At 49.4% G+C, this 26,252-nt stretch carries 23 protein-coding genes; 14 read left to right on the forward strand and 9 right to left on the reverse strand.

Features of this window, described 5'->3' with window-relative positions; translation table 11 throughout:
- Window positions 1-36: 36 nt before the first annotated feature.
- From FBF61_RS30495 to FBF61_RS30515, 5 genes are all read left to right on the forward strand, one after another.
- Window positions 37-1,500 (forward strand): neutral/alkaline non-lysosomal ceramidase N-terminal domain-containing protein, encoded by a 1,464-nt coding sequence (locus FBF61_RS30495; protein WP_138484698.1) that lies wholly within the window; start codon window positions 37-39, stop codon window positions 1,498-1,500.
- Window positions 1,501-1,564: 64 nt separating this feature from the next.
- The gene (locus tag FBF61_RS30500; RefSeq protein ID WP_229215299.1) at window positions 1,565-3,085 is read left to right on the forward strand and encodes a hypothetical protein; all 1,521 of its coding nucleotides are present in this window, start codon (window positions 1,565-1,567) and stop codon (window positions 3,083-3,085) included.
- 65 nt (window positions 3,086-3,150) lie between these two features.
- On the forward strand, window positions 3,151-6,204 hold the full coding sequence (locus tag FBF61_RS30505) for a PVC-type heme-binding CxxCH protein (protein WP_138484700.1): 3,054 nt from the start codon (window positions 3,151-3,153) through the stop codon (window positions 6,202-6,204).
- 14 nt (window positions 6,205-6,218) lie between these two features.
- The gene (locus FBF61_RS30510) at window positions 6,219-7,139 is read left to right on the forward strand and encodes a hydroxypyruvate isomerase family protein (protein WP_138484702.1); all 921 of its coding nucleotides are present in this window, start codon (window positions 6,219-6,221) and stop codon (window positions 7,137-7,139) included.
- A 133-nt stretch (window positions 7,140-7,272) separates the two neighbouring features.
- Window positions 7,273-7,563: a Dabb family protein gene (locus FBF61_RS30515; protein WP_138484704.1), complete on the forward strand. Its 291-nt coding sequence runs from the start codon at window positions 7,273-7,275 to the stop codon at window positions 7,561-7,563.
- Here the strand turns inward: FBF61_RS30515 and FBF61_RS30520 are convergent.
- The 7 genes from FBF61_RS30520 to FBF61_RS30550 are packed head-to-tail and all read right to left on the reverse strand — an operon-like array spanning window position 7,560 to window position 14,275.
- Window positions 7,560-8,183: a response regulator transcription factor gene (locus FBF61_RS30520; RefSeq protein WP_138484706.1), complete on the reverse strand. Its 624-nt coding sequence runs from the start codon at window positions 8,181-8,183 to the stop codon at window positions 7,560-7,562. The two genes, FBF61_RS30515 and FBF61_RS30520, sit on opposite strands and share 4 nt — an antisense overlap.
- A gap of 3 nt (window positions 8,184-8,186) precedes the next feature.
- Window positions 8,187-10,169, reverse strand: coding sequence for a tetratricopeptide repeat-containing sensor histidine kinase (locus FBF61_RS30525; RefSeq protein WP_138484708.1), 1,983 nt, complete (start codon window positions 10,167-10,169; stop codon window positions 8,187-8,189).
- Window positions 10,170-10,193: 24 nt separating this feature from the next.
- Window positions 10,194-11,618, reverse strand: a complete 1,425-nt coding sequence (locus FBF61_RS30530; RefSeq protein WP_138484710.1) for a S41 family peptidase — start codon at window positions 11,616-11,618, stop codon at window positions 10,194-10,196.
- A gap of 9 nt (window positions 11,619-11,627) precedes the next feature.
- Window positions 11,628-12,386, reverse strand: a complete 759-nt coding sequence (locus FBF61_RS30535) for a MotA/TolQ/ExbB proton channel family protein (RefSeq protein WP_138484712.1) — start codon at window positions 12,384-12,386, stop codon at window positions 11,628-11,630.
- Window positions 12,387-12,419: 33 nt separating this feature from the next.
- A complete protein-coding gene (locus FBF61_RS30540) occupies window positions 12,420-13,289 on the reverse strand; it encodes a hypothetical protein (RefSeq protein ID WP_138484715.1) in 870 nt (289 codons plus the stop codon).
- The gene (locus FBF61_RS30545) at window positions 13,258-13,524 is read right to left on the reverse strand and encodes a hypothetical protein (protein WP_138484717.1); all 267 of its coding nucleotides are present in this window, start codon (window positions 13,522-13,524) and stop codon (window positions 13,258-13,260) included. The genes FBF61_RS30540 and FBF61_RS30545 overlap by 32 nt, the downstream gene beginning before the upstream one ends.
- A gap of 22 nt (window positions 13,525-13,546) precedes the next feature.
- The gene (locus FBF61_RS30550; protein WP_138484719.1) at window positions 13,547-14,275 is read right to left on the reverse strand and encodes an outer membrane beta-barrel protein; all 729 of its coding nucleotides are present in this window, start codon (window positions 14,273-14,275) and stop codon (window positions 13,547-13,549) included.
- Between the two features lie 183 nt (window positions 14,276-14,458).
- On the opposite strand from FBF61_RS30550, the gene FBF61_RS30555 reads away from it, so the two are divergent.
- The 3 genes from FBF61_RS30555 (at window position 14,459) to FBF61_RS30565 (ending at window position 19,119) form a co-directional block, all read left to right on the forward strand.
- Entirely contained in the window at window positions 14,459-14,875 is a 417-nt protein-coding gene (locus FBF61_RS30555; protein ID WP_138484722.1) for a hypothetical protein, read from the forward strand.
- Window positions 14,876-14,990: 115 nt separating this feature from the next.
- Entirely contained in the window at window positions 14,991-17,399 is a 2,409-nt protein-coding gene (locus FBF61_RS30560; protein ID WP_138484724.1) for a WD40/YVTN/BNR-like repeat-containing protein, read from the forward strand.
- Between the two features lie 376 nt (window positions 17,400-17,775).
- Window positions 17,776-19,119, forward strand: a complete 1,344-nt coding sequence (locus FBF61_RS30565; RefSeq protein ID WP_138484726.1) for an amidohydrolase family protein — start codon at window positions 17,776-17,778, stop codon at window positions 19,117-19,119.
- A gap of 24 nt (window positions 19,120-19,143) precedes the next feature.
- Here the strand turns inward: FBF61_RS30565 and FBF61_RS30570 are convergent, their stop codons facing one another.
- A complete protein-coding gene (locus tag FBF61_RS30570) occupies window positions 19,144-19,509 on the reverse strand; it encodes a DoxX family protein (RefSeq protein ID WP_138484729.1) in 366 nt (121 codons plus the stop codon).
- A gap of 110 nt (window positions 19,510-19,619) precedes the next feature.
- Here FBF61_RS30570 and FBF61_RS30575 point away from each other — a divergent pair, with 110 nt between their 5' ends.
- The 4 genes from FBF61_RS30575 (at window position 19,620) to FBF61_RS30595 (ending at window position 22,241) form a co-directional block, all read left to right on the forward strand.
- Window positions 19,620-19,985 carry a winged helix-turn-helix transcriptional regulator gene (locus FBF61_RS30575; protein ID WP_138484731.1) on the forward strand — a complete coding sequence of 122 codons (366 nt, stop codon included), beginning with the start codon at window positions 19,620-19,622 and terminating at the stop codon, window positions 19,983-19,985.
- Window positions 19,986-20,073: 88 nt separating this feature from the next.
- Window positions 20,074-20,787 (forward strand): glycoside hydrolase family 75 protein, encoded by a 714-nt coding sequence (locus FBF61_RS30580; RefSeq protein WP_138484733.1) that lies wholly within the window; start codon window positions 20,074-20,076, stop codon window positions 20,785-20,787.
- A 67-nt stretch (window positions 20,788-20,854) separates the two neighbouring features.
- Entirely contained in the window at window positions 20,855-21,160 is a 306-nt protein-coding gene (locus FBF61_RS30585) for a type II toxin-antitoxin system TacA family antitoxin (RefSeq protein ID WP_138484735.1), read from the forward strand.
- Window positions 21,161-21,296: 136 nt separating this feature from the next.
- Window positions 21,297-22,241, forward strand: a complete 945-nt coding sequence (locus FBF61_RS30595; RefSeq protein WP_138484737.1) for an NmrA family NAD(P)-binding protein — start codon at window positions 21,297-21,299, stop codon at window positions 22,239-22,241.
- Window positions 22,242-22,251: 10 nt separating this feature from the next.
- On the opposite strand, the gene FBF61_RS30600 is transcribed toward FBF61_RS30595, so the two are convergent.
- Window positions 22,252-23,337 carry an alkaline phosphatase family protein gene (locus tag FBF61_RS30600; protein ID WP_138484739.1) on the reverse strand — a complete coding sequence of 362 codons (1,086 nt, stop codon included), beginning with the start codon at window positions 23,335-23,337 and terminating at the stop codon, window positions 22,252-22,254.
- Window positions 23,338-23,431: 94 nt separating this feature from the next.
- Between FBF61_RS30600 and FBF61_RS30605 the strand changes: the two genes are divergently transcribed.
- Window positions 23,432-24,808, forward strand: coding sequence for a voltage-gated chloride channel family protein (locus tag FBF61_RS30605; RefSeq protein WP_229215300.1), 1,377 nt, complete (start codon window positions 23,432-23,434; stop codon window positions 24,806-24,808).
- A 93-nt stretch (window positions 24,809-24,901) separates the two neighbouring features.
- Window positions 24,902-25,990, forward strand: coding sequence for a PAS domain-containing sensor histidine kinase (locus tag FBF61_RS30610; RefSeq protein ID WP_138484741.1), 1,089 nt, complete (start codon window positions 24,902-24,904; stop codon window positions 25,988-25,990).
- The last annotated feature ends 262 nt before the right edge of the window (window positions 25,991-26,252 follow it).

Here is a 26,252-nt window from a genome sequence, read left to right on the forward strand (position 1 = left end):
CCGGTCCCATACTTACATAAAAATTCATCATGAGCGATGGCTTTAAAACAAACTACTGCGTTTTTTAAACTGTATGCCGGCGCATTGCTGACATTGTTTTTGTGCCTTTTTTCAACTTCCGGTAACGGCCAGGGAAAGGTTTTTAAGGCGGGCGCATCCGTGACAAATATCACGCCTCCGCTGGGCGAAGGTATCGTCGGGAATTTTGGGAATCCACCTCCGGCCATGTATGTACACGACGATTTGCACACCCGCAGTCTTGTCCTGGACGACGGCCAGACCCGTCTAGCGTTTGTGATCTCAGATAATGTGGGCATCACCCACGAGGTTTTCGACCATGCCCGGCGAATGGTGCACGAGGAAACAAAAATCCCGTTGGCCAACATCCTGATGTCATCCACCCATACCCATTCCGGAATAAGCGCAAGCGGTGATTTCAACGAAAGAAAACCCGGCCTGGAGAAACCGCTCGATGCCTATCAGCAGTTTATCGCCAGACGGATGGCCGACGGTGTGCGCATTGCCATTCATAACCTTGAACCTGCCCGTATTGGCTGGGGCGTGGGCAGTGTTCCGCAGCATGTGTTCAACCGCAGGTGGATTATGAAAGAAAAAGTACCTAATCCTTTCGGAGAAATGGATCAGGTGCAGTTTAATCCGGGTGTAAATAATGCCAATAAAAAGGAACCCGCCGGTCCCACAGATCCCGAGGTTTCATTTCTCTCGGTTCAGTCGGCAGGTGGCCGGCCGCTGGCAGTTTTGGCTAATTACTCATTGCATTATGTTGGCGGGGTACCCAAGGACCACATTTCCGCAGACTATTTTGCAGTATTTGCCGACCGGCTTCAGGAATTACTGAAAGCCGACAGGCAGGAAGTCCCTTTTGTGGCCATGATGACCAACGGTACGTCGGGAGATGTCAATAACATTAATTTCAGGGGGCCTGCCGAAAATCATCCGGCTTATGCAAAAATGAAAATTGTTGCCAATGATGTTGCCAACGAAGTACTGCGTGTATACAACAAGGTTCAATATAAAGACTGGGTGCCCCTCAAAGCCGCAGCGTCGCAGCTGAAACTGGCAGTCAGAAAACCATCCGCACAGATGCTGGCCCGTGCCAGAAGCATCAACGCCAGGCCCGACAACATCAAACCCGATCATCCGCTGGAAAAAACCTACGCGGAACGCACCATACAAATGCACGAATTATGGCCGGATTTTGTCAATGCGACCATGCAGACCTTCCAAATTGGAGAGGTCGGTATTGCAGCCATTCCGTTTGAAGTTTTCACGGAGATTGGATTGGAGATCAAGGCAAAAAGTCCTTTTAAACCAACATTTACGATAGAACTTGCCAACGGGTGCTACGGATATCTGCCGACACCGGAGCAGCATTTGCTCGGCGGTTATGAAACCTGGCCTGGTACCAACCGGGTAGAAAAGGAAGCATCCAGGAAAATTGTTGCCGAGATCCTGAAACTTTTTAATGAGATCAAATAGCCTTTCCCGGGATACGGGGAATACACTCAAGAAATAAATAATCACTAATCCTAAACCCAATCATATGCATCAGACCAACTTGCCTTGTAACGCAGGGTTTCTCCGCCATTTCAGAAAAATTCTGGTCGCGGGCTATCTCTTTCTGTGCTGTTGCGCAGGAGCTGCCAATGCTTCGGAGATCTATGTCGGTTCGGCAACTGCTGATATCAGTCCCAAACTCCCGGTGGCATTAATGGGACAGTTTAATCTCCGGGTCGCTGAAACCGCTGAAACTCCGCTGTACGCCGGTGTCGTCGTCATGGAGTCCAAAGAAGGAAATAAGTCGCTCGACACTGCAGTCTTCGTTTCCTGCGACCTGATTTTGATCCCTGCGATTTTAAGGGAAGAATTGCGTGCGGAGGTTAAAAAGCTGCTGCCGGGTTTTAATGCCAATAAGATCATCATCAGCGCTACACACACGCATACCGCGCCAGTGCTCGAAGACGATGAGGAAAAGTCTTCGTTCGTATATCCGATCCCTGCCAACGTGCCGAAGGTAAAAACTTACCGGGATCTGTTTGCAAGAAGAGTGGCTGATGCCATCGCAAAAGCATGGACCAGCCGGGGCAAAGGGAGTGTCACCTGGGGCCAGAACCGTGCCGCAGTGGGCTACAACCGCCGTGCGGTTTATAAAGACGGGACTACCGTGATGTACGGGAAAACAAACCGTGCCGATTTTCAAAATCTCGAAGGATATGAAGACCATGATGTGAATTCACTGTTTTTCTGGGATTCAAAGGGGAAACTTATCGCTATGAGCATAGATGTTGCCTGCCCTGCACAGGAGTTTGAACACCGGACCAGTGTGAATGCAGACTACTGGCATCCGGTACGTCAGGCTTTACAAAAGCGTTTTGGACCGCAGCTCAATGTGATGGGCTGGATCGGTGCGGCTGGTGACCAGTCGCCTCACAGCATGTACCGCAAAGCCGGAGAAGCCCGTATGCAAAAGCTCTCAAACAAAACCCGGATGGACGATATTGTTGCGCGGGTCGTGCGGGCAGCAGAAGAAACTTACGACATTGTAAAGGATGACCGGCATTCGGATATTGCATTTGCGCACAGAACGGAAAAACTGGACCTGCCGATGCGTATCATTACAGAAGCCGAATTCAACGAATCCAAAAAAGTACAGCAGGATTGCGCCGCACAGATCGCAGCCGATCCTAAAAAGAGTGGCGACCTGTATGCAAAAATGACATGGTTCGGTGATGTACTTAAACGTTATGAGGCGCAAAAAGGTAAGAAAAACCCGATGTATGAGAGTGAGATCCATGTGCTGAGGATCGGGGATGTGGCTGTTTGTACCAATCAATTTGAACTGTTTACAGACTATGGGATCAGGATACAGGCACGCAGCAAAGCCGTACAGACTTTCGTGATACAGTTGACGGGCCCGGGCACTTATCTGCCTTCTGCCAAAGCTGTGGCAGGCGGGGGGTATAGCGCCGTTTGTCAGAGCAACGTGGTAGGCGCTGAGGGTGGCCAGGTGCTGGTGGACCGTACCGTTGAAATTATCAATGGGTTCTGGCCCTCGGCTGAATAAATCCGATGCCCTGTTCAGAGGGCGTTCCGTTTTCCGACATTAATTTTTTGAATCGTATTCATTGTATGAAAAAAACAAACCAGGATCACTTTTCCTTAATCTTTTACACAACGCTATTCCTCACTTGGTGCGTTATTTTGACAGGCTGCCGGAAAAAAGAAGAAACAGGGTCCAGGGAAGGTTCCACTCCGCCGGATAAGGCGATAGCTACCTTTGAGCTGGAGCCTGGGTTTAAGATGGAACTATTGGCGAGTGAGCCCATGGTAGCCAGCCCGGTGGACATGGAAATAGATGAGTACGGCAGGTTTTATGTGGTTGAAATGCCGGGTTATCCGCTGGATAAAAGCGGGACTGGCCGCATTAAACTACTTTCCGATTCGGATGGGGACGGGGTGATGGACAAAAGCACGGTTTTCGCAGAAGACTTGATTTTGCCCAACGGTATCCTGCGGTGGAAAAAAGGCATTATGATCACAGATGCTCCGAATGTACTCTATCTGGAAGATACCGATGGCGACGGAAAAGCGGATGTGAGAGATACTTTGCTGACCGGTTTTTCACTATCAAACCCGCATGTGAATGTCAATAATCCTGTTTATGGAATTGACAACTGGATCCATCTTTCGCATCTGGGGGCGATCGGAACACGTAAATATGGGACCGAATTTGGCGACCTGGGCAGCGAAATCCATTTTCCAGGCCAGCCCGACGGCCCCCGCCTTCCCAAAAATGCCGACAGTCGCAATGTCCGGTTCCGGCCGGAGTCGCACGAGCTGGAATTAGCCTCCGGCAAATCGCAGTTCGGACATACTTTTGACCAGTGGGGACACCATTTTTTTACACATAATCAAAACCACATTTATCAGGAAGTGATCGGAGCGTCTTACCTGGCGCGCAACCCCGACCTGCTGATTTCGGATGCCACCCAGGTGATTTCGGATCACGGAAAATCCGCGGAAGTTTTTCAGATCACTAAAAACCCGGATCGCCAGCTCTTTACCCCGGTAGGTGTTACTACGTCTTCCAGCGGGCTTACGGCCTATTTGGGTGGCGCCTTTCCGCCTCCCTATGACGGTACCGTAACTTTTGTCGCGGAATCGGTGAGTAACCTCGTACACGTTGACATTGTGAAAGACAGCGGCGCCACTTTTACGGCAACCCGTCAGCATCCTGATAAGGAATTTCTGGCGTCGAAAGACTCATGGTCGCGGCCGGTGAACATGTACGTGGGGCCCGACGGAGCACTTTATGTACTCGACTATTACCGTCAGACGATCGAACACCCGGAATGGATGTCGGATGAAGCAGTGGCGGCGGGCGGCTTGTACAATGGCCACGATATGGGGCGGATTTACCGGATCACACCCACCAATTTCAAAAAACCGGAATGGACAAAGGGCCTTAAACTCGGGGACGCTACCAGCGAACAGCTGGTCACATACCTGGAAGATCCCAATAGCTGGTGGAGACTGAATGCGCAGCGTTTGCTGGTAGACCGTGCCGATCAAAAAGCAATACCGGCGCTGATCAAAATGAGTGAAAATCCGGCCTCACCTATGGGGCGGCTGCATGCTTTGTGGACATTGGAGGGAATGAAATCGCTTACAGCCGACCTGGTCGCACGGGCGCTGAAAGACCAAGTTCCGGGTATCCGTGAAAATGCGATCCGGCTCGCCGAACTTCATAGGAAAGATTTTCCGGGATTGTCGGCAAACCTGCTGGCCATGGTGAATGATAAAGACCCGAAAGTGAGGTTTCAGTTGCTGTGCACATTAGGTTACAGCAGTACGCCCGAAGCCGGAGCCGCTCGTCAGCAACTGCTCTTCCGCGACCTGAACGACGATTGGGTGCAAATTGCTGCGCTTTCTGCCAATTCGTCCCAAACTGCCCCTTTGTTAAAAACTGTGATGACTGCCTACCGGTCGGATAACCCGGCTTACGCGTCTCTGGTACAACGGTTGACAACAATCGTGGGCGCCGGTAGCGATCCGGGGCCGATCAAAGCGTTGATAAAGAGGGCGATCACTCCGGTTTCAGACAAAAAATCCGGCTGGCAGCCCGCCGTACTGGCTGGTCTGACGGACGGTTTGAAACGCAAGAAAATAGATTTTGCAGTTTTGGAAAATGAGCAAAAACAGCTGATTAGCAGCGCGTTTAACAATCCGCAGGCAGCCGTGAGAAAAGCTTCTCTGCAGGTTCTGAAAGTGACGGGCGTTAGGGACAGCCTTTACTTGGCGAAAGAAATAGAAAAGGCCATGTCCATTGCCCAAAACAAAAAACTCGGTGATGAAAAACGGGCAGAGGCGCTCAATTTCATGGCATTAGGCTACCCTGCGCCGTATGCAGGAACACTTCAACAATTGATCGTTCCGCAGGAACAGCCCGCCGTGCAGCTCGCCGCTCTGAAGATCCTGGCCCTGGTACCCGATCTCACAGTGACCAATTATGTGTTGAAGCAATGGGATGCCTTAACTCCCGATGTTCGCGACGCTGCCATGAACACCTTTATGACCAGCCCGGAAAGGGTTACCCAGTTATTGACCGCAATCGAAACCAAAAAAGTGAAGCCTGAAAGTGTGGGCTGGCCGAGAAGTGTACAGCTGATGAGCCACTCGGATGAAAAACTGAGGGACAAAGCGCGGACGCTCCTTGCTAAAAATGATAAAGATAAAGTAAACAAAGATTACCAGAAGGCACTCGAACTGACCGGGGACGCAAGCAAAGGAAAACTGGTATACATGCAGAACTGCGCCCTTTGTCACCAGGTAAGAGGAGGCATCGGCGTATCTTACGGCCCCGATCTGGGAACGGTGCACAACTGGCTCTCCAAAGATCTCATGGCCAACATACTGGATCCGAGCCTGTCCATTGCACCCGGTTTTGATCTTTGGGAAGTGGAACTGAAAGATGGCGATCCGGTACAGGGTATGATCATGAGCGAAACTTCTGCCGCTATCAATCTCCGTACGGCGCCCGGTATTGATAAAACAATCAACAGGCAGGATATCAAATCTTTAAAAGTCCTCAATTTGTCGGTAATGCCGGTTTTGGCAAGCCAGATCGATCACCAGAAAATGGCGGATCTCATAGCTTTTCTTAAAAACAGCAAAACCGAATAAACCCGGTCCATATCATGAACAGAAATATTTTTATTAAGAACAGTCTGCTCGCCGGCGCCGCACTAGTAGCAGGTGAGGCCAACCCGCTGGCCGCGCAGCGCTTGCCACGGAAAAAGGAAAAAGCCTTCAATATGAAGTTTTCGCCGGAATTCGGGATTTTCAAAGAGGTGGTCGGTAAGGATCTTGTTGAGCAGATCAAATGGGGATATGACCAGGGGTTCCGAGCCTGGGAAAATACCTGGCTGGCAAGGAGGCCTGTGGATGAGCAGGAGCGGATCAGCAAAACGGTACAACAGCTGGGTATGGAATTCGGGCAGTTTGTAGGTACAATGAATTTCAAGGAACCCACTTTTGCCAGCCGCGATCAGGCGATCAGGGACCATGTTCTCAAAGAGGTGCGTGATTCTGTTGAGATAGCCAAAAGAATGAATACCAAATACATACACAATGTATTAGGCATGGCCGATCCGAAGTTGCCCTGGGATTTTCAGATGGCCAATGCCATTGAGCTGCTGAAACGGTGTGCCGCCATTTATGAGCCCCATGGCATTGTGATGGTGATGGAAACAATGAACCATAAGATCAACCACCCCGGTATGTTCCTGCATACGATCCCTCAGGCGTATGCGATGGCGAAAGCGGTAGGGAGCCCGAGCCTGAAAATACTCTTCGATTTTTACCACGTACAGATCCAGGAGGGAAATATCATTCCTACGCTGGACTATGCATGGGATGAGATCGGCTACATGCAGATCGGCGATACGCCCGGCAGGAATGAGCCTGCTTCAGGTGAGATCAATTTCGTGAACGTGTTGCAGCATGTGTACGACAAAGGTTACCGCGGCTTTATGGGTATGGAACACGGGATCAGCAAACCCGGGAAAAACGGCGATCTGGCTGCGCTGGCCGCCTATCGCTCGGTGGATCCGAAATGATGACATTCCAGAAAAGTAACTTCTGCGTATAGTAATATTATTTCAGTACTGCCTTTGTTTGGTGCCTGCAGACAATATGGTTTGCAAAAAGGCATGAAAGTAAAGAAAGCACTACCCATTTAATTTGTAAAAAATGATCCACCATTCCGTTATTTTAAAATTGAAATACCCGAAAGGCTCTTCGGAAGAAACCAGATTTATAGAAGCCGCCGCGAAATTATCTGAAATTCCGGGTGTGCAGAATTTCAAAGTACTGAAACAAGTGAGCCCGAAAAACCAGTTCGATTACGGACTTTCCATGGATTTCAACAATCAGGAAGCGTATGATGCCTATTCCGCCCATGCCGATCACGTCGCTTTTATCGAGCAGTTCTGGTTGGAATATGTCACAGATTTTCTTGAAATCGATTACGTAGCCTATTAATTCATCAGCCCGAAATCCGTGGCCATCTTGATGACGGTCGCGGTATTGGGCACCCCAAACTTTTCCATCAGGTTTTTGCGGTGGCTCTCCACGGTATGGGTGCTGATAAAAAGTTCACCCGCAATTTGCTGGGTCGTGTAACCTCTTCCGATCAGTTCTAGGATCTCTTTTTCCCGCCTCGTAAGTCGCGGAACTTCCTTTAAATCACTGCTTTCTCCACTGTTAAGGACTTTCTGTGTTCCCCTGCAAAGGTAGATCTGGCCATCCATCGCTGCATGCAGGGCCGATATGATATCCTCGCCGATCGCGTTTTTTAGCACGTAGCCGCTGGCACCGCTTTGCAGTATGCCCATGATCACTGTCCGTTCGTTGTGCACACTCAATGCTATGATCTTTACCGACGGACATTTTTGCCTCACTTTCTGGCACAGCAGGATTCCATTGATATCGGGGAGATTAATGTCCATCAGCATAGCGTCCGGCACCTGCGCGTCCAATGCAGCCAGTGCGGCTTCCCCTTCGTAATAAATTCCGGTCACTTCTATATTCTCCCGGCTTTCCAGCAGTTTCTGCAGGCCTTCGAGCACGATCGGGTGATCATCGATAATAAATACTTTCATAGCTCAGATATTACATTCCACCACCACCGAAGTACCCTTTTGCGGCGCCGACTGGACTTCGAATTTTGCGTTCAGGAAATCCGCCCGCGCCTTGATATTGGAAAGCCCGGCACCGGCTTTACTGTTCGTTTTTTCCATATCAAAACCCTTACCATCGTCTTCAACCGTCACAAAAAGAGTGTCCCCGCTTTGCTGGATAATGACCAGGATCTGCGAAGCCGCGGCGTGTTTCACGGCGTTGTTGACAAGTTCCTGAATAATCCGGTAAAGAACAACCTGCTTTTCCTTCGCCAGTGAATCCTTGTAATTGAATACCTGGCACACCAGATTGATACCCGTCTCTTTCAATGTTTTGCAAAATTCCCGGGTGGCTTCGGCGAGTCCGTACTTCATCAGGATCTCGGGCATGAGGCTCCGTGCGATGCGCCGGAGCTCGTTCACGGCATCGTCCAGATGCGAAAGCGTTCTGTCGAGCCCGGTTCTCAGCCTGGTATCTTCCTGCCCGGCGATCTGTGAAAGTTCTATTTTGATGCTGCTCAGTAATCCGCCCAGGCCATCGTGCAGGTCGCGGGCGAGGCGGGTACGCTCCTGTTCCTGGCCTTCAAGCATGGCCGACAGCATTGAAATACGGTGGTCCTGTTTTATTTTCTGCAATTCCAGTTCGTGAAGCTGCTTTTGCTGCGTCCAGAGTCTTTTATTGTTTCGGTAAAACAACAAAACCAGCACAGTTACAGCGAGCAGGAACGTGCATACTACAGCCAGTAGCCAGCTCAGGAGCCGGTTATTTTTGATCGTGAGCACTGCCTTTTCGTTTCTGGCCTGAAGCTGGTATATTTTCTTTTCTTTTTCGGACGACTGGTACTTGGCTTCCAAAGCCGCAATATCCGTTTTGATCCGCTCTTCATTGGTACTGTCGGCCAGCAACGCATATTTATGCAGCCATTCGTAGGCATCCGTCATGTTGCCGATATGCGCATGGACCAGCGACAGTTCATAATAATACAGCATCCGGTTTTTGGAAAAAGGCAGGATCTCCTTTTCAGTAGCAAGGGTTCTGATGATCTTCAGTGCCTCCGGATATTTTTCCATCGCCTTGTAGGTAAAGTACTTTTGCAGCATGATTCCCTGATAATCATAAGGTCTTTTCAGGCTGACAGCCAGAGTAAGGCCTTTGTCAAAACTTTGCATGGCTTTGTCAAACTGCCGCAGACGCGAATAATACATGCCTTCTACCATGTAATAATCAGGAAGGTAAGTGGACGCAGGATCGGGTGCCAAAATGGCTATTGCGCTATCCAGCATGGGTTTTACGGGCGGGTATTCTTTGAGGTAAATGTAATTTTTAGCCCCGAAAATATAGGCTTCCACCATGCTAAGCGACCTTGGTGCTACTTTTTGCAGGATGGAAATGGCCGAATTGAAATACTTTTCTGCTTTGGTATAATCTACCTGATTGGAAAAGATCAGCGCCAGGTTCTGGTAATTCTTGGCTACCCTGGCACTGTCCCCGGCCTTCATCGCCAGCGGGATCGCCTGATTGATCAGGATTTCCGCATATTTTTTTTCATTGTCTTTTCTTTGCTGAAGAGCACCGTAATTATGCCAGGCGCGGGACCGGTACACCAGTGCCTCCTTGTCCCGGAATTTCCTCAGGAGTTTTTCTGCTTTCAGATAGTGGGTTTCACTTTTGGGTACATCGGTATCAAAATAAGCACCTGCCCTGTAAAATTCCACGAGCGCAGCCTGGTAGGAGTTTGGTTTGCTGAGTTTCCCGGCCTGCCGCACATAATCCAGCGACCTGGCGGTGTCTCTTTCACTCCAGTGGTCCGACAGTTCCAGTAAAACGTAGACACGTTTTTCATCGGGTATTTTTTGTTTCAGAACAGCCAGCAGACTGTCCGTATAAGTATTGCCGGGGACGATATTTTGCCCCCGGCTTTGGTAAGTGCATAGTGCAGCAATAAATAATACCAGATATCTTGTCATATCATTTTTATATATCAAAACCCGCTACCTGGGTTGTAATTCCCTGATCATGAGCTGATCCCACGCGCCGGGTGTATCGCGTACCGCCCCAGAGCTGACCGGTTTTACGTTCATAGCTGTTCCCAGCCTGGCATTTGCCGCAGGGGCGATGCCTATTTCCCGCATGGCGGCGTTCAGCAAAGTTTCCGTTTCGTCCCCGAAAGGTTTGTAAGGAATGGAAAAGTCTTCCACTTGCCGCGATGCAGGTATACCGTTCACAGTTCCGTAGTCCGACTGCCCGTCTGCATTGGTCGTTTGGCCCAGCATCATATACAATCCGTAGTTCCATCTCTTTTTCTCATCACCAACGAGCGACCCGAAAAGGTTCTTGCCAGCCGTGTGGTCGCCGATGGTGATGACTTGCATGTAGGGTTTCAACCCATTGATGATCAGCTCGCTGGCTGATGCAGTGCCCTGGGAGGTGAGAACAAAAACCCGGTTGAGACGACTGCCGATATTATCTTTTTCCTGTTTGAATTTATATGTCAAGGCATCGGCACCGTTCTTTTCCTTCCAGTATTTGATGTACTTGTCATTCCATTGTTCCTCATAAAAGACCTTGCCCGACGAGTTATTACTGACGATCAGCGAAGCCAGCGTCACCGCCGAGCTCATAAATCCACCACCGTTCAGGCGCAGATCGAGTACCAGCTCATTGACCCCGGCAGTTTTAAATCCGGCAAAAACTGCACGCAATTCATTGTCATATCTCTCCTTGTCCGAATCCGTTCCGGGTACAAACTGGGTGTAAACCAGATAGCCTAGTCGCACGTTTTTCCTTGGAATGACACCTGCATAGGCAACCGGATCTTCCGTTACCACCGCCTTGGTCAGTGAAATTGTCCTTGAATCATCGGTTGTTATCACATTACCGTTTACCGTACCGAGGTTAACCCGGATCGTTTCCGGGCCGCCGATCAGCTGGGCGTAATTGTCTTTGGTGAGCTGTGTTCCGTTCACTTTGGTAATGATGTCTCCGCGTTTCAGCCCTGCCGCATCAGCCGGGCTTCCCTTGGCAACATGGCTCACAAAAGCAGCTACATTGGATTTCCCGCCGTCAATATATGCGAATACGTTATGCAGACCGAAGGTTTTGGTAATCCCGTTAAACTGTTGCTGCAATGCATTGATATCGTCGGTCAGCATTGAGAACCGGTCGCGGGTTTGCCGCTGGTATACCAGTTTTTCGAAATAATCCTTCGGTGCCAGATCGTTGTCAGTTTTGTTTTTAGCAGGCATCTGGTCATACCAGAAGTAGGCGTCGTTCATCATATTATAAATCCAGTCGTTCACACCGGACTTGTCTCCCGTTACCGGATCGATCGTTCTGATTTTGTCTTCGAGGCACGAAGTCGAAAAAAGCAATGTACCTCCGGCAAGTATCAGGCATATTTTTCTGAGTAGTTTCATGATAAGCGTTCATTGAGGTTTGTAGATGCGGCTGATGAGATTATCGATGATGTAGGATTTGGTCCGGGAATAAAAAATGTCCAGGTCTTCCAGGTAACGATGGTAGAAGTAGCTGAGGATCAGCCCGAGGAAAAGTGCAATGAATGTTGTGTCAAACGATACATTCAGGCTTTGGGTGATCAGGGGCATACCTTCTTCCGTTTTGGCAAGATGGAACAAACCGATAGAACCCGCCAGGTGCAGGATCGTGCCGATAAATCCCAGGGAGGCAATGGCGTTGATCAGGAAACGTGCAATTTCAAGCCTGCCTTCCAGTTCGGTTTTGCTGTTGTCGATCTGCGCGTGCAACACCTGCAGCGTTTCGCTGATCGATTGATTGTTTCGGTACTGTGTGCAGGCCCTTTTTACAAAATCCGTTAGCAGGAAGCTGAAACCGTGTTTTTCAAGATCGATCACATTGAGTTTGATCTTTGCGACCTCGTCCGGCGACAACACCAGCTGATCCTGAACAGGCAGCAGGTTCAACTTGAAACCCTCGTTCTGTTTTTTGATAAATTTTTGATAATCAATTATTTCTAGTAAGCCAAAAATAAAAGCCGTGTAAATGACTGCGTGCACATACCCGCCAAAAGATCCGCCGAAAGCTTCAAAAAATCTTTTCAGGGCCGGCGCGCTTGTGAGGGAGGAAAGCAAGATCAGGGAGAACCAGATCATCACCGCCACCACGAGGCTGATCGCAATATGATAAAGTCTTTTATTTGACATCATTGTCTGGAAGTTTTTAAAATTAAAATCTGATGATTAATTCTTTACAAGCTGAAATTCACCGTTTTCTGTGAGGGTTATAGTCCCGATCAAAGTACGTTCCGGCGCGTTCAGGGTGAGCGCAGCTGAAAACGGCTCGCCTTTTTCCTCCCCGGCGTCATTCCGGGAATATACCAGCCCCCTTATGCTCACAGAAGCATTGTTCTTGACACTCTCCTTAAACCTTGCATAGAGCTTGTACTCGCCGGGGATAATCTTTTCAAACTGCCTGACAGCCTCCTGGGTGGTACGCAGATCGCTGCCGAAAAACTTCGTTTTGGCCTTACCGCTATCCCATTGCCCGATATCCCTGATCTCCCGCGCACCGCCGGACACACATTTGTTATTCTTGCAGACAAACAGGTCCACATTGTCGCCTATATCGTTCCAGCTGATTTCGAACGATACCTTGCAGGGAACACCCGGCGGGTCGCCCAGGTATTTGCTTTTTTTGAGGTCCTCCGGTTTGGGAGGCGTTTCGGGCACAGTTTTCCGGGCGGAGTCTGGTTTCGGTAAGTCTGTTTTACTCACACTCCTCACCGATGCGGCTATGTTGTTTTCGGCTGTCTGACTATCCTTCGGGCAGTCGGGGCACTGCGGGCACTCGGCGAGGCCCGGCACCTCTCTGTAATCAGCCAGTACCACGAGGAGGGTATCGCCCGGTCGTTTGTTTTGAAGGCTGTCGCTGATGGTTGCGAACAGCTGCTGGTGCACAGTGTCGTAGGACATGGTCACCTGCTGTCTTTTGGACGGGGAGGAGCCACCTTTGGGTACGGCAATGAAAAGGAATATGACCGCGCCCAGCGCTCCGCAAATCACGTCCAGGAAAGAGATATTAAAGATCTGAGGTTCCCTGTTTCTTGCCATGATCGATATGGATTGTCTTGAAAGGTGTTTTGATCCGCACCGGAAACCGGCAGTCGGGACATTTCATGAAATGGGTGCCGATCTGGCTGCCGCAGTTGATGCACTGCATGGTTTCCATGGCAGTTTTTCCGTCGACTGCATCCGCATGATAGGTAAATCCATTCTGCATCCGGCAGTTTTCGCAGGCGGTAACGTCGTCTGCATGGGCATAGCCGCAGTTGTTGCATACTTGCATGGCATCCGGGTTTGGTTGGAAGTCAGTATTTGTCTCCGAAAACGAAGTGGTGCGTATAGCTTACACTCAGGATGGTTGAGATATTGATGATCTTCCCGTCGGCGCCCAGGGCAGAGCTGCTGCGTTTGTTGACTGCGTTTCCGCCCAGGTCCCAGACGATGTTCAGTCCCAGTTTGCCGCGTTCGCCCACCGGCATCTGTACGCCCGGACTGATCACAAATGCGGGCTGGAACCTGCGGTAAGAATCCGTGATGCCGTTGCCGAAGCGGACGGTCGACGACTCGCTGCGGCTTCCCCCGTTGGCTGCCTGAAGTTCCAGTTTTAAGTTTCCGGACAGCCCGATATTGAAAGACGGACCTGCCGCCAGGGTAAGGCCGAATTTTTCACCTAAAAAACGATAGCGGAAAAGCAGCGGGATATTGATGAACGACGTGTTTTCCCGGGCCTTGATATAACCTACGTTACCGCCTTCCAGATTGTAGTTGTCCGTTTCAGAACGTGTACCTTTCTGGATGTAGCTCACACCCGAAACGATCGCCATTTTATTGAACTCCATCCCAAATACCAACCCTCCGTTGAGGCCCGGATTCACCCTGGAAGTCGTCCAGATATCGGCGTAATCAGAAGTATAGCCGTACATGGACAGGTTTGCGCCTCCCGAGCCTCCTATAAAAAACGAGCTTTGCTGGGCTCTGGCAGGGGTATGATAAAGGGTTAATAAAAGGAAAACTAAGACGAGTGGCTTTTTCATGGTTAGAAGATTTAAGGTTTATGTTTTGATGTGAATCAGGATGGTTGCAAAGTTCGTCCAAAGAAAAAAGCCGCGGTATCCCTGATTTCAGCCAATTTCAGGGATATGAAATATGGCTGAAATCAGGGATGGTTTTTGTTTGGCCGGATGCGGAAATTTGCGTTTCACCAAACCAAACAGGCTATGAAAAAGATCATTTTGCTGATATTCTTACTTCAGTCCGCCATCGGGTTCGCCCAGGAGGCCAGCTTAAAAAGAGGTAATTCGGTATATATTGAGGCACCCAAAAGTGATATCGGGAAAAGTGCGGCAGGCGAACTGCAGGCAGCGCTCCGGGACTGGGATTACTGGAAAGTAGCTTCTTCAAAAAAGGACGCTGACTTTATACTGAAACTGGACACGAAGATCTCAGGAGGAGTTACCTGGACTTCCTGGGGCGGAAAATCGGTAGCCCTGAGTGCTTCCATGCGTGATAAAAATGATGGGGAAATCTGGCAGTCGGAGTATTACAAAGCCAGTCCGAACGGTTCGAACGGCTTTAATTCCCAGTCCGCTGCCGTGAAAAAGCTGGTCAGGGGACTGAAGAAGAAATTCAATTAAAATCTTTGTACATTTTCCCAAAATAAAAAGGCGATTTTCTAGTGAGAAAATCGCCTTTTTATGCTCCTATTGTTACGGAACAGGCCGGCAGGGATCACAATTCAGGGAAAGGTTTATGCATTTCAATACATTCACAAAACAATTGTTTTTTTTCTGCGTCCTGGCGGGTGTCACCGGATGCGGAAAGGATGACAAAAAGGAAGAAAAAAGCATACCGGAACCAACCTGGGAGAAGATCGGGCCAGGGGGCGGGGGTGCTACTTTTATTCCGACCTTTTCTTACCATAACCCCCTGGACTTCCTGCTACGCTGCGATATGACAGGCTCTTACCACACCAAAAATGGCGGAGAGTCGTATCGGCAGACCAATTTTCCCAACGGCGCAGCATCGTTTGCGTACGATCCGGCCGATCCCCAAACCATTTACATTGGCTCCAATTACCTGAGCCGAAGTACCGACGGAGGGAAAACCTGGACAAGGATTTTCCCAGCGAAGCAGGACATTGTCTCGGAAAGCTATTCGGGAGACCACGCCAGTTATTCGATCGGGGCCAGATCCGGATCCCTGTATGAGCCAGGGGAGGAAAGGATCGGCAATGTCCGGGTAGATCCCGCAAATCCGTCAGGTTTGTTTTTCAGCATGGGGCCCTTCCTCTTCTATTCGCAGGACAAAGGAAAAACTTTTGCCAAAAAGGATGTAGGTCAGAAAATTGATTATCTGTACAGCAATAGTGCCGGCCTGAAAGATGAGCTGGTCATTTTTACAGACAGCTCGGTTTTTGTTTTTAATAAATCGTCAGCGGAACTCACCGCAAGGCGATTCCCCAAAGAAATGAGTCCCGCATTTTCTTTTACAGCAGGCAGCGAATCCAAAGGCGGCCGCGAAATATTCTACGCCCTTCACCACGATACCACTCAGGAGATCGACGAAGAGTTCGGACACAGTGAAGTGTGGATGTCCGAAGACCGGGGTGTAACCTGGACGCATGATGTTAATGAATTCATTACCAATAAAAAAGCAGGCGTAAAGCCGAGTTACTCGATGATAGCTTGTTCGGAGTTCAATGCCCGGCAGGTATATTTGGTCACGAATCGTTTTGAAGAAAAAAAAGGTAAAGGACTTATCTACTGGTATGGTGCTTTGAAAACGGCCGACGCGGGGCAGAAGTGGGAATGGGTATGGAAAGGCGGGGGCGGATCGGGGCAATACGGGGTGAAAGACGGAGTCGGTGTTGCGAACCTGAAAGATGCCTGGGCAGAAAAAGCGTTTGGGGGCGAGTATATCAGGCTTATGGACGTGGGCGTGTCGCCCACTGACGGCAATGTAGCGATTGTGACGGACTGGTACCGTTCCATGAAAACCGTGGACGGTGGCAAAACCTGGCGGGAAATTTACAGTGAACCGCAGCCCGGCGGGACTTTCAAGACCAGGGGCTTGGACGTAACAACTACCTATGGCGTTCATTTTGATCCTTTTGACCGAAATCATATCGCCATCAGTTATACAGACATAGGTTACCATCATTCTTATGACGGCGGCAAAACCTGGGCGCGGTCGGCCGAAGGTGTGCCTGCTGAATGGGTCAATACCTGTTACTGGCTTGAATTTGATCCGAAAGTGAAGGGCAAAGTATGGTCGGTGTGGTCGGGAATGCACGATTACCCCCGCGGAAAAATGACCCGTAACCCTTTGTGGAAGCAAAAAGCAAAAGGTGGCGTATGTGTTTCTTCGGACGGAGGGAAAACCTGGAAACCCAGTAACGATGGTATGGGCATGGACGCCCCGGCTACTTCTATCGTCATGGATCCGGAATCACCGGCTGGCAACCGGACTTTGTACGCCAGTGTGTATTCCAAAGGTGTGTTCAAATCTACCGACGACGGCAAAACCTGGCAGCTGAAAAACAAGGGCATAGGCGACAATACCTGTGCATTCGAGCTTACCCGCACGGGCAACGGAACACTTTTCCTGACGGTGAGCGCTACGCCCATGCACAAAGACGGAAAACCGGGCAGGGAATTTTATTCGGGCGCGGTATACCGGTCGACCGACGGGGCGGAAAGCTGGACGAAACTGAATGTTTCCAATAGCCTGCTTTTTCCGCACGGCATGGATTATGACCGCAAAAACCCTGACCGGCTTTACCTTGCATGCTGGGCCGATATCGACCTCAGTGACCTGATCGGTGGCGGGCTGGCGCGAAGCACGGGTGGAAATGAGAAACTCAAAATGCCGGGAGGGATTTTTCTGTCGGAAGATGGTGGGACGACCTGGAAATCAATATTCGACAATAAACAATATGTGTACGACGTGACGGTGGATCCCTATCATCCGGGAAGACTGTACTGCAATACGTTCAACAGCGCGGCCTACCGGAGCGATGATTTTGGTAAAACCTGGAACAAGATCAAAGGATATGATTTCCACTGGGGACAACGGATCACAATCAACCAGCACGACCCCGGCGAGATTTTTATCAATACGTTTGGAAGTAGTGTCTGGAGGGGCAGGGGAGGTGATTGAATGAGCCGCCGTGGAATGGGGAATGAGTGAATGAATGAATGAGTGAATGAGCCGCCGTGGAACGGGGAATGATTGAATGAGCCGCCGTGAAACGGGGAATGACTGAATGAGTGAATGTCATGGTGAGTGGAGTCGAACCGGTTGACCACCCCTGACCATTTCATGACAACAAATGACCAACCCTGACTACCAATAACGCGATCGCGCGAAAATATTCATTGTTACCTCTGGAGGAGACATCTGGTATGGTCCGGTTGCCGGCGACCCCCATGCAGTGGAAGATATCATAACACCTCTGGTTTACAGGTAGTTTACGTTTTTTAGTCCTTTTATTGATAAAACTTATCAGTCATATTTTAAATATATTCTGACCGTTATGTTACTACTGAATACGTTGGGTTTGAATTTGCAAAAAATAAAAATTGCTGGTTTTTACATCGGCATCGTCCTGCTGGCGGCTGGATGTAATTCAAAAAAAACGACCGGGAAAGAAAGTCAGGCGATAAGGGCGGTGAATGAAAAAGAGATCGGGACCGGCAAAAATACCGTCGCCATAACCGGCGCGACGATCATTGACGGAAACGGCGGGGAGCCTGTCTATGATGGCTGCGTGATTGTGACCGACGGCAAGATCGTCGACGTAGGGAAAAATGGCGTGGTGAAAATCCCGGAAGGTGCACAGGTAGTAGATGCCAAAGGCCGGGCGTTACTGCCAGGGCTGATCGACTCTCATTTTCATCTCGACGGGGTGAAAGACCTTCCCGCGTTATTTCTTCAGCATGGCGTGACCTCACTCCGCGATCCGGGCGCCTGGATCGAAGCTTATGACGGAGAACGGCAGTCCGGCAAACCGATTCCCCGGCTGTTTCTGGCAGACCCGCATCTGGATATGTTCCCGCCGGCATATCCCAAAGATGCTTATGTGGTCAGGGATGCCGATGAGGCTGTTTATCAGGTTAATAAAATGGCTGATAGGGGTGCATCGGTGATCAAGGTTTACTTCCGGCTTCCTTCCGGGATTATCCGGGAAGTTTGCAATGCTGCGCACAAACGCGGGCTTCCGGTTACCGGCCATCTCGAAGTAACGGAAGCGATGGAAGCAATTGAAGCGGGCCTAGACGGTATTGAGCACATCACATCTTTCGGATTATCCCTTCAGCCGCAGATCGAAGGCGAAAAATACCGGCAGGCGGTTTTGGCTGATAACAATGCGAGAAAGCAAGGACGATACGATGTATGGAAAAAGCTCGATGTCAATGGTCAGAAGGCCGATTCCCTTTCAAAATTCCTTGTGCGAAAAGGCACATTTGTGAGTCCTACACTCGGGGCTTTTGAATACCAGTCGCCTGCGGAAGGCGAAACGGATACGGTAAGGCTGGCGGGGTTCGGGCAGATGAAGGCTTTTACGGGAAAATTGAAAAAGGACGGAGTCAAAATCGTGGTGGGTTCGCATTCGATGATCACATACGCGGAAATGGGCTGGGCCTACCAACGGGAAATGGAGCTCCTCGTGGACAGCGGGCTGAGCCCGGCACAGGTAATCTCCGCCGCAACCATGGAAAACGCCCGGTTTTTCAGGATCGACGACCGCCTTGGCAGCATTGAAAAAGGCAAGATCGCCGACTTGATTTTAGTAAAAGGCGATCCGCTCAAAGATATCAGTGCGTTCAGGAACATTGAAAAAGTAATGCTGAACGGAGTTTGGGTGAAAGGAAAATGACTCCGCCCAGCTTGACAATTTACACTACAATTTCGGCTCCGCAGATAGTAGGAAAATACTTGGATCCCTCAGAAAAGCAGCGATCCAGATCAATACAAGCGGAATCATGGCATTAAAAAAACTGCTGCCATGAGAAAGGTCGGTCGCCATGGCACCCGCGAAATAGCATGACAAAAGAATAAAACCCAGCTTCATGGTTTTGGGATAAATAAAAAGACCGGCGAATACGATTTCCATGATGCCCAGGTAATCAAGATATTCGCCTACGCCGAAAGCAGTCAGTTTTTCTACGACCTCAGGGCTTTTCATCAGCTTCATGACACCGCTCATGACCGGCATGGCGGCGGCAAAAACAGTAATAGCAATAGTGATAATTTTTTTAGCTTTCATAATTATTTGACAGGGTTATTTGACCTGACAAAACTATTGTATATTTACTTACCTTTTATTAGCAGTAACGTAAAGGTTAGCTGCTGTTATCGATGATAGTTCAGATATTTATGGAGTTAGAATTAGAAAAAAAAGTAATCACACAGCACGAATGCAACGCCAGTCTCAACGCTGTGGGGGATGCATTGTATGCGATCGGCGGCAAGTGGAAACTCAGGATCATCGCTGCGTTGTCTTCGGGGAACAAGCGGTTTAATGACCTCCAGCGCGAAATTGGCGGTATTTCGGCCCGGGTGCTTTCCAATGAGCTGAAGGATATGGAGCTGAACGGTTTTGTAAAAAGGAACATTGACACAGGTTATCCCGTGGTGATAGCATACGAGCTGACAGAATACAGCCAAACGCTTGAAAGTGTACTGAAAGCGCTGGATGAATGGGGCAGGATGCACCGGGAAAAGGTCAGGAGCGGGTTATGATCTGACCGTTCAATAAGGTTATGTTTCCTCAAATGCAACTTGGTTTTCGACGTGCGTATATTCGGGTAGGTAACGCTAAGCAACGGACATGAAAACATTTGGATTATTATTAGCTCTGCTGGTTACAGAAATAGCTTTCTGCCAGTCCGGTAAAAAACTGTTTAAAACAATAGGTGGAAAAGCCGTTTTTGAGGTCGCGGATAAAAACCTTTATATTTTTGAAAGCGGCATGATGATCGACGCTGACGGGGCACCGAAAGCCTATCATAAAGACAATCGGATGGCCCTGGACTTTCTGGCCAATGCGGGCAAACCCGGTAATTGGTGGGCATTGGTGACCGACACCGGCAAGCGGGATGGACAACCGGTAACACAAAGCTCCGGTGATCCTGCGCCGGGCTATTATATTTCAATGACTTCACTGGCAAACGGGGCAAAAAAGACGACAGACCCGAGCAGGTATGTGAACTCTTCCGGGGTTCCTTATATCGCGATTCCGCCGAAATTCTCCGCCAGCTTCAAGCTGGGCGATATAGCGCTGGTTGTGAATAAAAAGAACGGTAAAAGATGTTATGCCATATTTGCGGATACCGGCCCGGCGAACAAGATCGGCGAAGGCTCTGTTTTTCTCGCCGAAAAACTCGGTATCGTCAGTAATCCGAAACGGGGAGGTACCGATAAAAAGGTGGTGTATATACTGTTCAAGAAATCGGGTACCGGCAAGGTTTTAAGCAATGAAGAAATAGAGTCCAAAGGTAAAGCCAGGTTAAGCGATGCTGAGATTGAGGATTTGATCAAATAGAAGATCAAGTGCGATTTGTACGTATTTTTTCCGTACATATAATCCGAAGATTATAAGGTAAATGCAAATGAAAACAACTGTCAACGACCGTATTGATGTTCGGATCAGCAAAGAACATAAGGAGCTCATTAAGTATGCATCGAAAATAAGCGGGTTTAAAAATTTGTCTGAATTTATCGTGTTTTGCATGAATACCGAGGCAAAAAGGATCATTAAAGAGCATGATCAATTTCTTCAGTCGGTGGAGGATAAAAAGATTTTTATCGAAACTATATTGAATCCGCCTGCTCCCGGAAAGCAGCTCAAGGAGGCTCTGACACACACCCGATCGATGAGCAGGCCCGCAAATTCTACCGGAAATACGCGTTTATAGAGCTGGCGACCAGCACAAGGATGTTTCTTCCAATGAAAACGATAAGAGACCTGTTCGGCCCGATGAGCCGGGAACAATAATTATAGCATGATATGACAACCGCATCAAGGCGGCTGGTAACATTGCGAATCATATTATGGAATCTATTATTGAGAAGGAAAACGAATTCAATGACCAAACGTCCGCAGACATAAAAACAATTGTTGTGGCCGGTGCTACCGGTAAATTGGGCGGACTTATCGTGCATTTTCTGATCCTGCGTGGTGCATCTGTGAAAGCGCTGGTGCGAAGGGGTACTTCCGCAGACAAGACCGGAGAACTCAGCGGAGCCGGTGCTGTGGTGGGGCAAGTGGATTTTGATAATGTTCCCGAACTGGCGGAGGCCTGCATGGGAGCTGCCTGTGTGGTTTCGGCTTTATCAGGTTTGCGGGATGTTATTGTGGATGCACAGTCGAGATTGCTGGAAGCTGCTGTGAAGGCCGGTGTTCCGCGTTTTATCCCTTCCGATTATTGTATTGATTATACAAACCTCCCGCCAGGCTCGAACCGGAATCTGGATTTGCGCCGTGAGTTCAATGACAGGCTGGATAGACTCCCTGTTATGGCTACTTCGGTGCTGAACGGAATGTTTACAGACCTGCTCGCCGGAGAAGCGCCCCTGATCCTTACCGGCCCCAAACTGGTCGTTTTTTGGGGAAACGCAGACCAGCCGCTGGATTTTACAACCATGTCCGACACGGCTGCCTTCACTGCCGCCGCCGCACTCGATTCTTTTACACCCCGGTATCTGCGGATTGCCGGAGAGGTGGCAACGCCAAAAGGATTGAAACAGGCCGCCGAGGATGCAACCGGAGATAAATTCCGGCTGCTGAGAGTCGGCGGCCTTGGTGTTCTTAAAGCGATGATTAGTGTCACGCGAACCTTATTCCCTCAGAAAAATGAAGTTTTTCCGGCCTGGCAGGGCATGCAGTACTTGCATAATATGCTCGGCGGGCGGCCTAAGTTGCACCCGCTTGACAATAATCGCTACCCGGAAATCCATTGGGAGGGCGTTCGTGATGTTTTGTCCAGACCGAAATAGGCTATAATTTTTATTTGCTGATAAATGGCAGCGGCGGCATAACCGGGTGACTGGTTTTAAATTCTTTGCCGACCAGACGTGCGATGCTCGAGGCAATCTGTCCCTGGTAATACTGGGCCTTGGCGGTACTTTCTCCCACCGGCTTAATGGATGGTCCTATTGCGGCGATCCATATCCCGTCTGCTCCGGGAATTTCGCTGCCATGGTCTCTCCATGCACCGCCTTTTGCTGCGCCGCGTCCGTGGTCGGTGGTGATGATAAGCGTTGTTTTATTGGCATAATATGGATTTGACTGGATGTAATTCCAAAGCTCCCGGATCCAGGCGTCCGTCTTTTGTGCCGCGTCCAGATAGTAATCATACTGTCCGGCGTGGGCAAATTCGTCCGTGTCGCCAAAACCGAAATGGATCAGTCTGGGCTGGTTGGCTTTCATATATTCCATCCCGATATGAAAAGTAGCGACATCGAGCCGCTCGCCACCGTGAAACAGGTCCGGCAGTTCATGCTGGAGTTTGTTAAGGGCGATTTGTTTTTCATTGAGTTTGCCAGGAACGTCCCGGAAGCCGTCGTTCACCAGGAACCCGCTGCGTTTTTCATTTAATATGGACGCAAAAACGTCCCAGGATCCAAATGAGGCCACTTTTCCTTTGAAGTCCGGCAGTTTGTTGAGGAATTCAAATACATTTTCATTCTTGTTAGGAACCTTGGCATTTGAATTGATCGTCGAATCGGGAAAACCGGTGAAGATTTCATTATAGCCCGGGTAAGAGAACCAGTGCGGATTGGCCGTGCTGACCATATTGCCGGCATTGCGGTTACCGGTCAGAATTCCTTTCGGGACCAGTTCCGTCCAGAGAAAAGGCAGTAACTTTTGTCTTCTCTCATTTGCGGTGGCTGACCAGAACTTATTCGCAATGTACTTGGTGCTGTACCTGGCGGTGCTGTCGAACGATAGCAGGCTGTCGGCGCCCGTGAAAACTTCCTGCCAGCGGAAACCGTCCAGCGTTACAATTACGACATTTTCTGATTGCACGGCCTGTGCGGATGCAAAGGACAAAGCGCAATTCAGCAGGATAAAAAAGGAAAGTTTTTTCATGATATGTATGATGTGTTATAGTTATGCCCGAAACCGGGAGAAAAACACCAGAAATATAACGCTATGTTTTCAAAGCACACGGATATCTTTGTACGTGAAAAAATCTGAAACATTTACAATTATACGGTATCTGCTAAGGTGGACTATCCTTATCGTTCCAGTCGCAACAGGGATAGGCTCCATGGTCGCGCTGTTCCTCTGGCTTCTGAGGCTTGCGATCCAATTCCGGTTTGGACATACCTGGCTGCTCTACCTGCTGCCGCTGGCCGGGGTTTTGATCCATTTTATATATCAATCCATAGGCAAATCCGCCGAAAAAGGGAATAACCTGATCATCGAGCAGATCCTTGCGGAAAGTGGGGACGTTCCGAAAAGGATGGCACCTGTGATCCTGGTTACTACTGTCCTTACCCATCTGTTTGGAGGTTCGGCTGGAAGGGAGGGTACTGCCGTTCAGATCGGGGGGAGTATCGCGGCCATGTTCGGCGGATGGTTCGGTTTAAAAGGCAGGGATATGCGGATGATCCTCACCGCGGGGATCGCCGCGGGATTCGGCGCTGTTTTCGGGACGCCGGTGACAGGGGCCATTTTTGCAATGGAAGTCCTCACTGTCGGTCGCATCCGGTACGATTCCCTGCTACCCGCACTCATCGCGGCCGTCATCGGGGATATGACGGTAGGCGCGTGGCAGGTCCCGCATACACATTACCATATCGATAACATTGCCGCGTCACCTTATTTCATGTCTGGTTTTTTCAGGACGGATGTTCTGCTGCTCGGAAAAGTGATACTGGCGTCCGCTGCTTTTGGTCTGGCTGCCTTTCTTTTTGCAGCCCTGGTTCACGATATCAAATCTTTTTTACTTAAAATCTTCAAACAAGGCTGGCTGATCCCCGCGGCGGGAGGTGTGGCGGTGATTGTATTGACTTTTCTGGCAGGCAAACCTGATTACCTGAGCCTCGGCGTGGAACCGGAATATCAGGGGGCGGTTACCATCCAGTCCGCGTTTCAGGCGGGCGGGGCGGATGTATGGAGCTGGCTCTGGAAGACGGTCTTTACGGTTGTCACGCTTGGCAGCGGCTTTAAAGGCGGCGAAGTAACCCCGCTTTTCTACATTGGGGCCACCCTCGGCAATACTTTATCCGAATTGTTGAATGCGCCGGTAAGCCTTTTTGCAGCGCTCGGATTTATCGCTGTTTTTGCAGGATCAACCAATACGCCGGTAGCTTGTACATTTATGGGTGTAGAGCTGTTTGGCGGCGAGCATGTGCTGTTGTTTGCGGTGGCTTGTTTTACGGCGTATTTTTTTAGCGGGCATTCCGGCATTTACGGTGCGCAGCGGATCGCCGAGCCCAAAGTTTCAGGCGAAGATCTGGAAGATGTTTCCTTGTCCGATGCCATGAAACGCAAAGGATATTTTTACGAAAAACTCGAAAAATACCGACTATTGAACCCAGTAAAGAGGAAATAGAAGTATCCCGATTCTTAATACTGTTACAATTCTGGTATATCATGCGACTTTTCGTAATTTAGAAGAAATACTACATCTTTTGACGTATTATGTATGATCGATCAATCCTGCACCCGGAACCCTGCGGCCTTGCTGAACAAAGAGCTTTTTTTTGAAATATCACATGATCTCCTTTGTATTGCCGGATACGACGGATACTTTAAACTGGTGAATCCAGCGTTCTCCAAGTTGCTGGGGTACACGCATGAAGAGCTTCTTTCGGAGCCGATTGATTCATTCATTTATCCCGACGACCGTAGTTTAACGTCCATATACCGCGAAAAGCTCAGACAAAGCATTCCGCTTCTGAACTATGAAAACAGATATGTTACAAAAAGCGGAGAAGTGGTGTGGCTGTCTTGGACATCTATCCCGAGAGACAAGGAACGGCAGGTTTTTGCCATCGCTAAAAATGTCACCCACACCAAAATACTGGAAAAGGACCGGAACGAATTACTGACCAACCTCACCAAAATCAATCAGGACTTAAAACAGCTGACTTACACGACATCCCACGATTTGCGCTCGCCGGTGAGCAACCTGCTGTCGGTTTTCAGTTTGCTGGATACATCCAAGATCGAAGATGCGGAGACGCTCGAATTCATATCGATTTTAAAGTCAGCTACGGAAAGCCTCAAAGATTCGCTCAACCAGTACGTAGATATCCTGGTACAAAAGGACCTTCTGACGGTCAGGAAGGAAGAAATCAGTTTGTCCAAATCGCTCGACAAGGTGCGTCTTTCGTTACGATCACTGATAGAAAACTCAAAAGCCACTATCCATGTGGATTTCTCCGCATTTGATACGGTGCAGTTTAATGCAGCTTATATGGAGAGTATTTTCCTGAACCTGATCACCAACTCCATCAAATATGTGATCCCGCAGCATTACCCGGTTATATACGTCCGCACCAAACTGATTGACGGGGCCAGACAGCTTATTTTCTCTGATGAGGGGATCGGTTTTAACCTCGAAGCCGTCAAGGACAGGGTTTTTGGGCTGAACCAGACTTTTCACAACCATATCGACGCCAAGGGGATCGGTCTTTACCTTGTTCACAGCCAGATAACCAGTCTGGGCGGGAACATCACTCTGGACAGCAAACCGAACCAGGGCGCTACTTTTGTGTTGACGTTCCGGTAACCCAGGGTTGAAACCCTGGGTTACCGGGGGCGGGGACCGTTGAATCGTCCATATTCACCGGAGGAAAAGTCAGGTTAGCCAGGGAAGATTTATAAATGCGGATGCATTCGGATATGATCGGCTGTCAACATTCTTTTCCGTTTCGACAGGAATGAAATGGAGAAGGCTGACCTTATCAGGTGAATTCAGACAAGATATCATACCAATTGCCCGCGATCATAGCGCAACAAGTATTGTGAGCCGAGGTTTGTTTGGCAAAGCA

The sequence above is a fragment of the Dyadobacter bucti genome (assembly GCF_005869225.1).
Taxonomy (GTDB): domain Bacteria; phylum Bacteroidota; class Bacteroidia; order Cytophagales; family Spirosomataceae; genus Dyadobacter; species Dyadobacter bucti.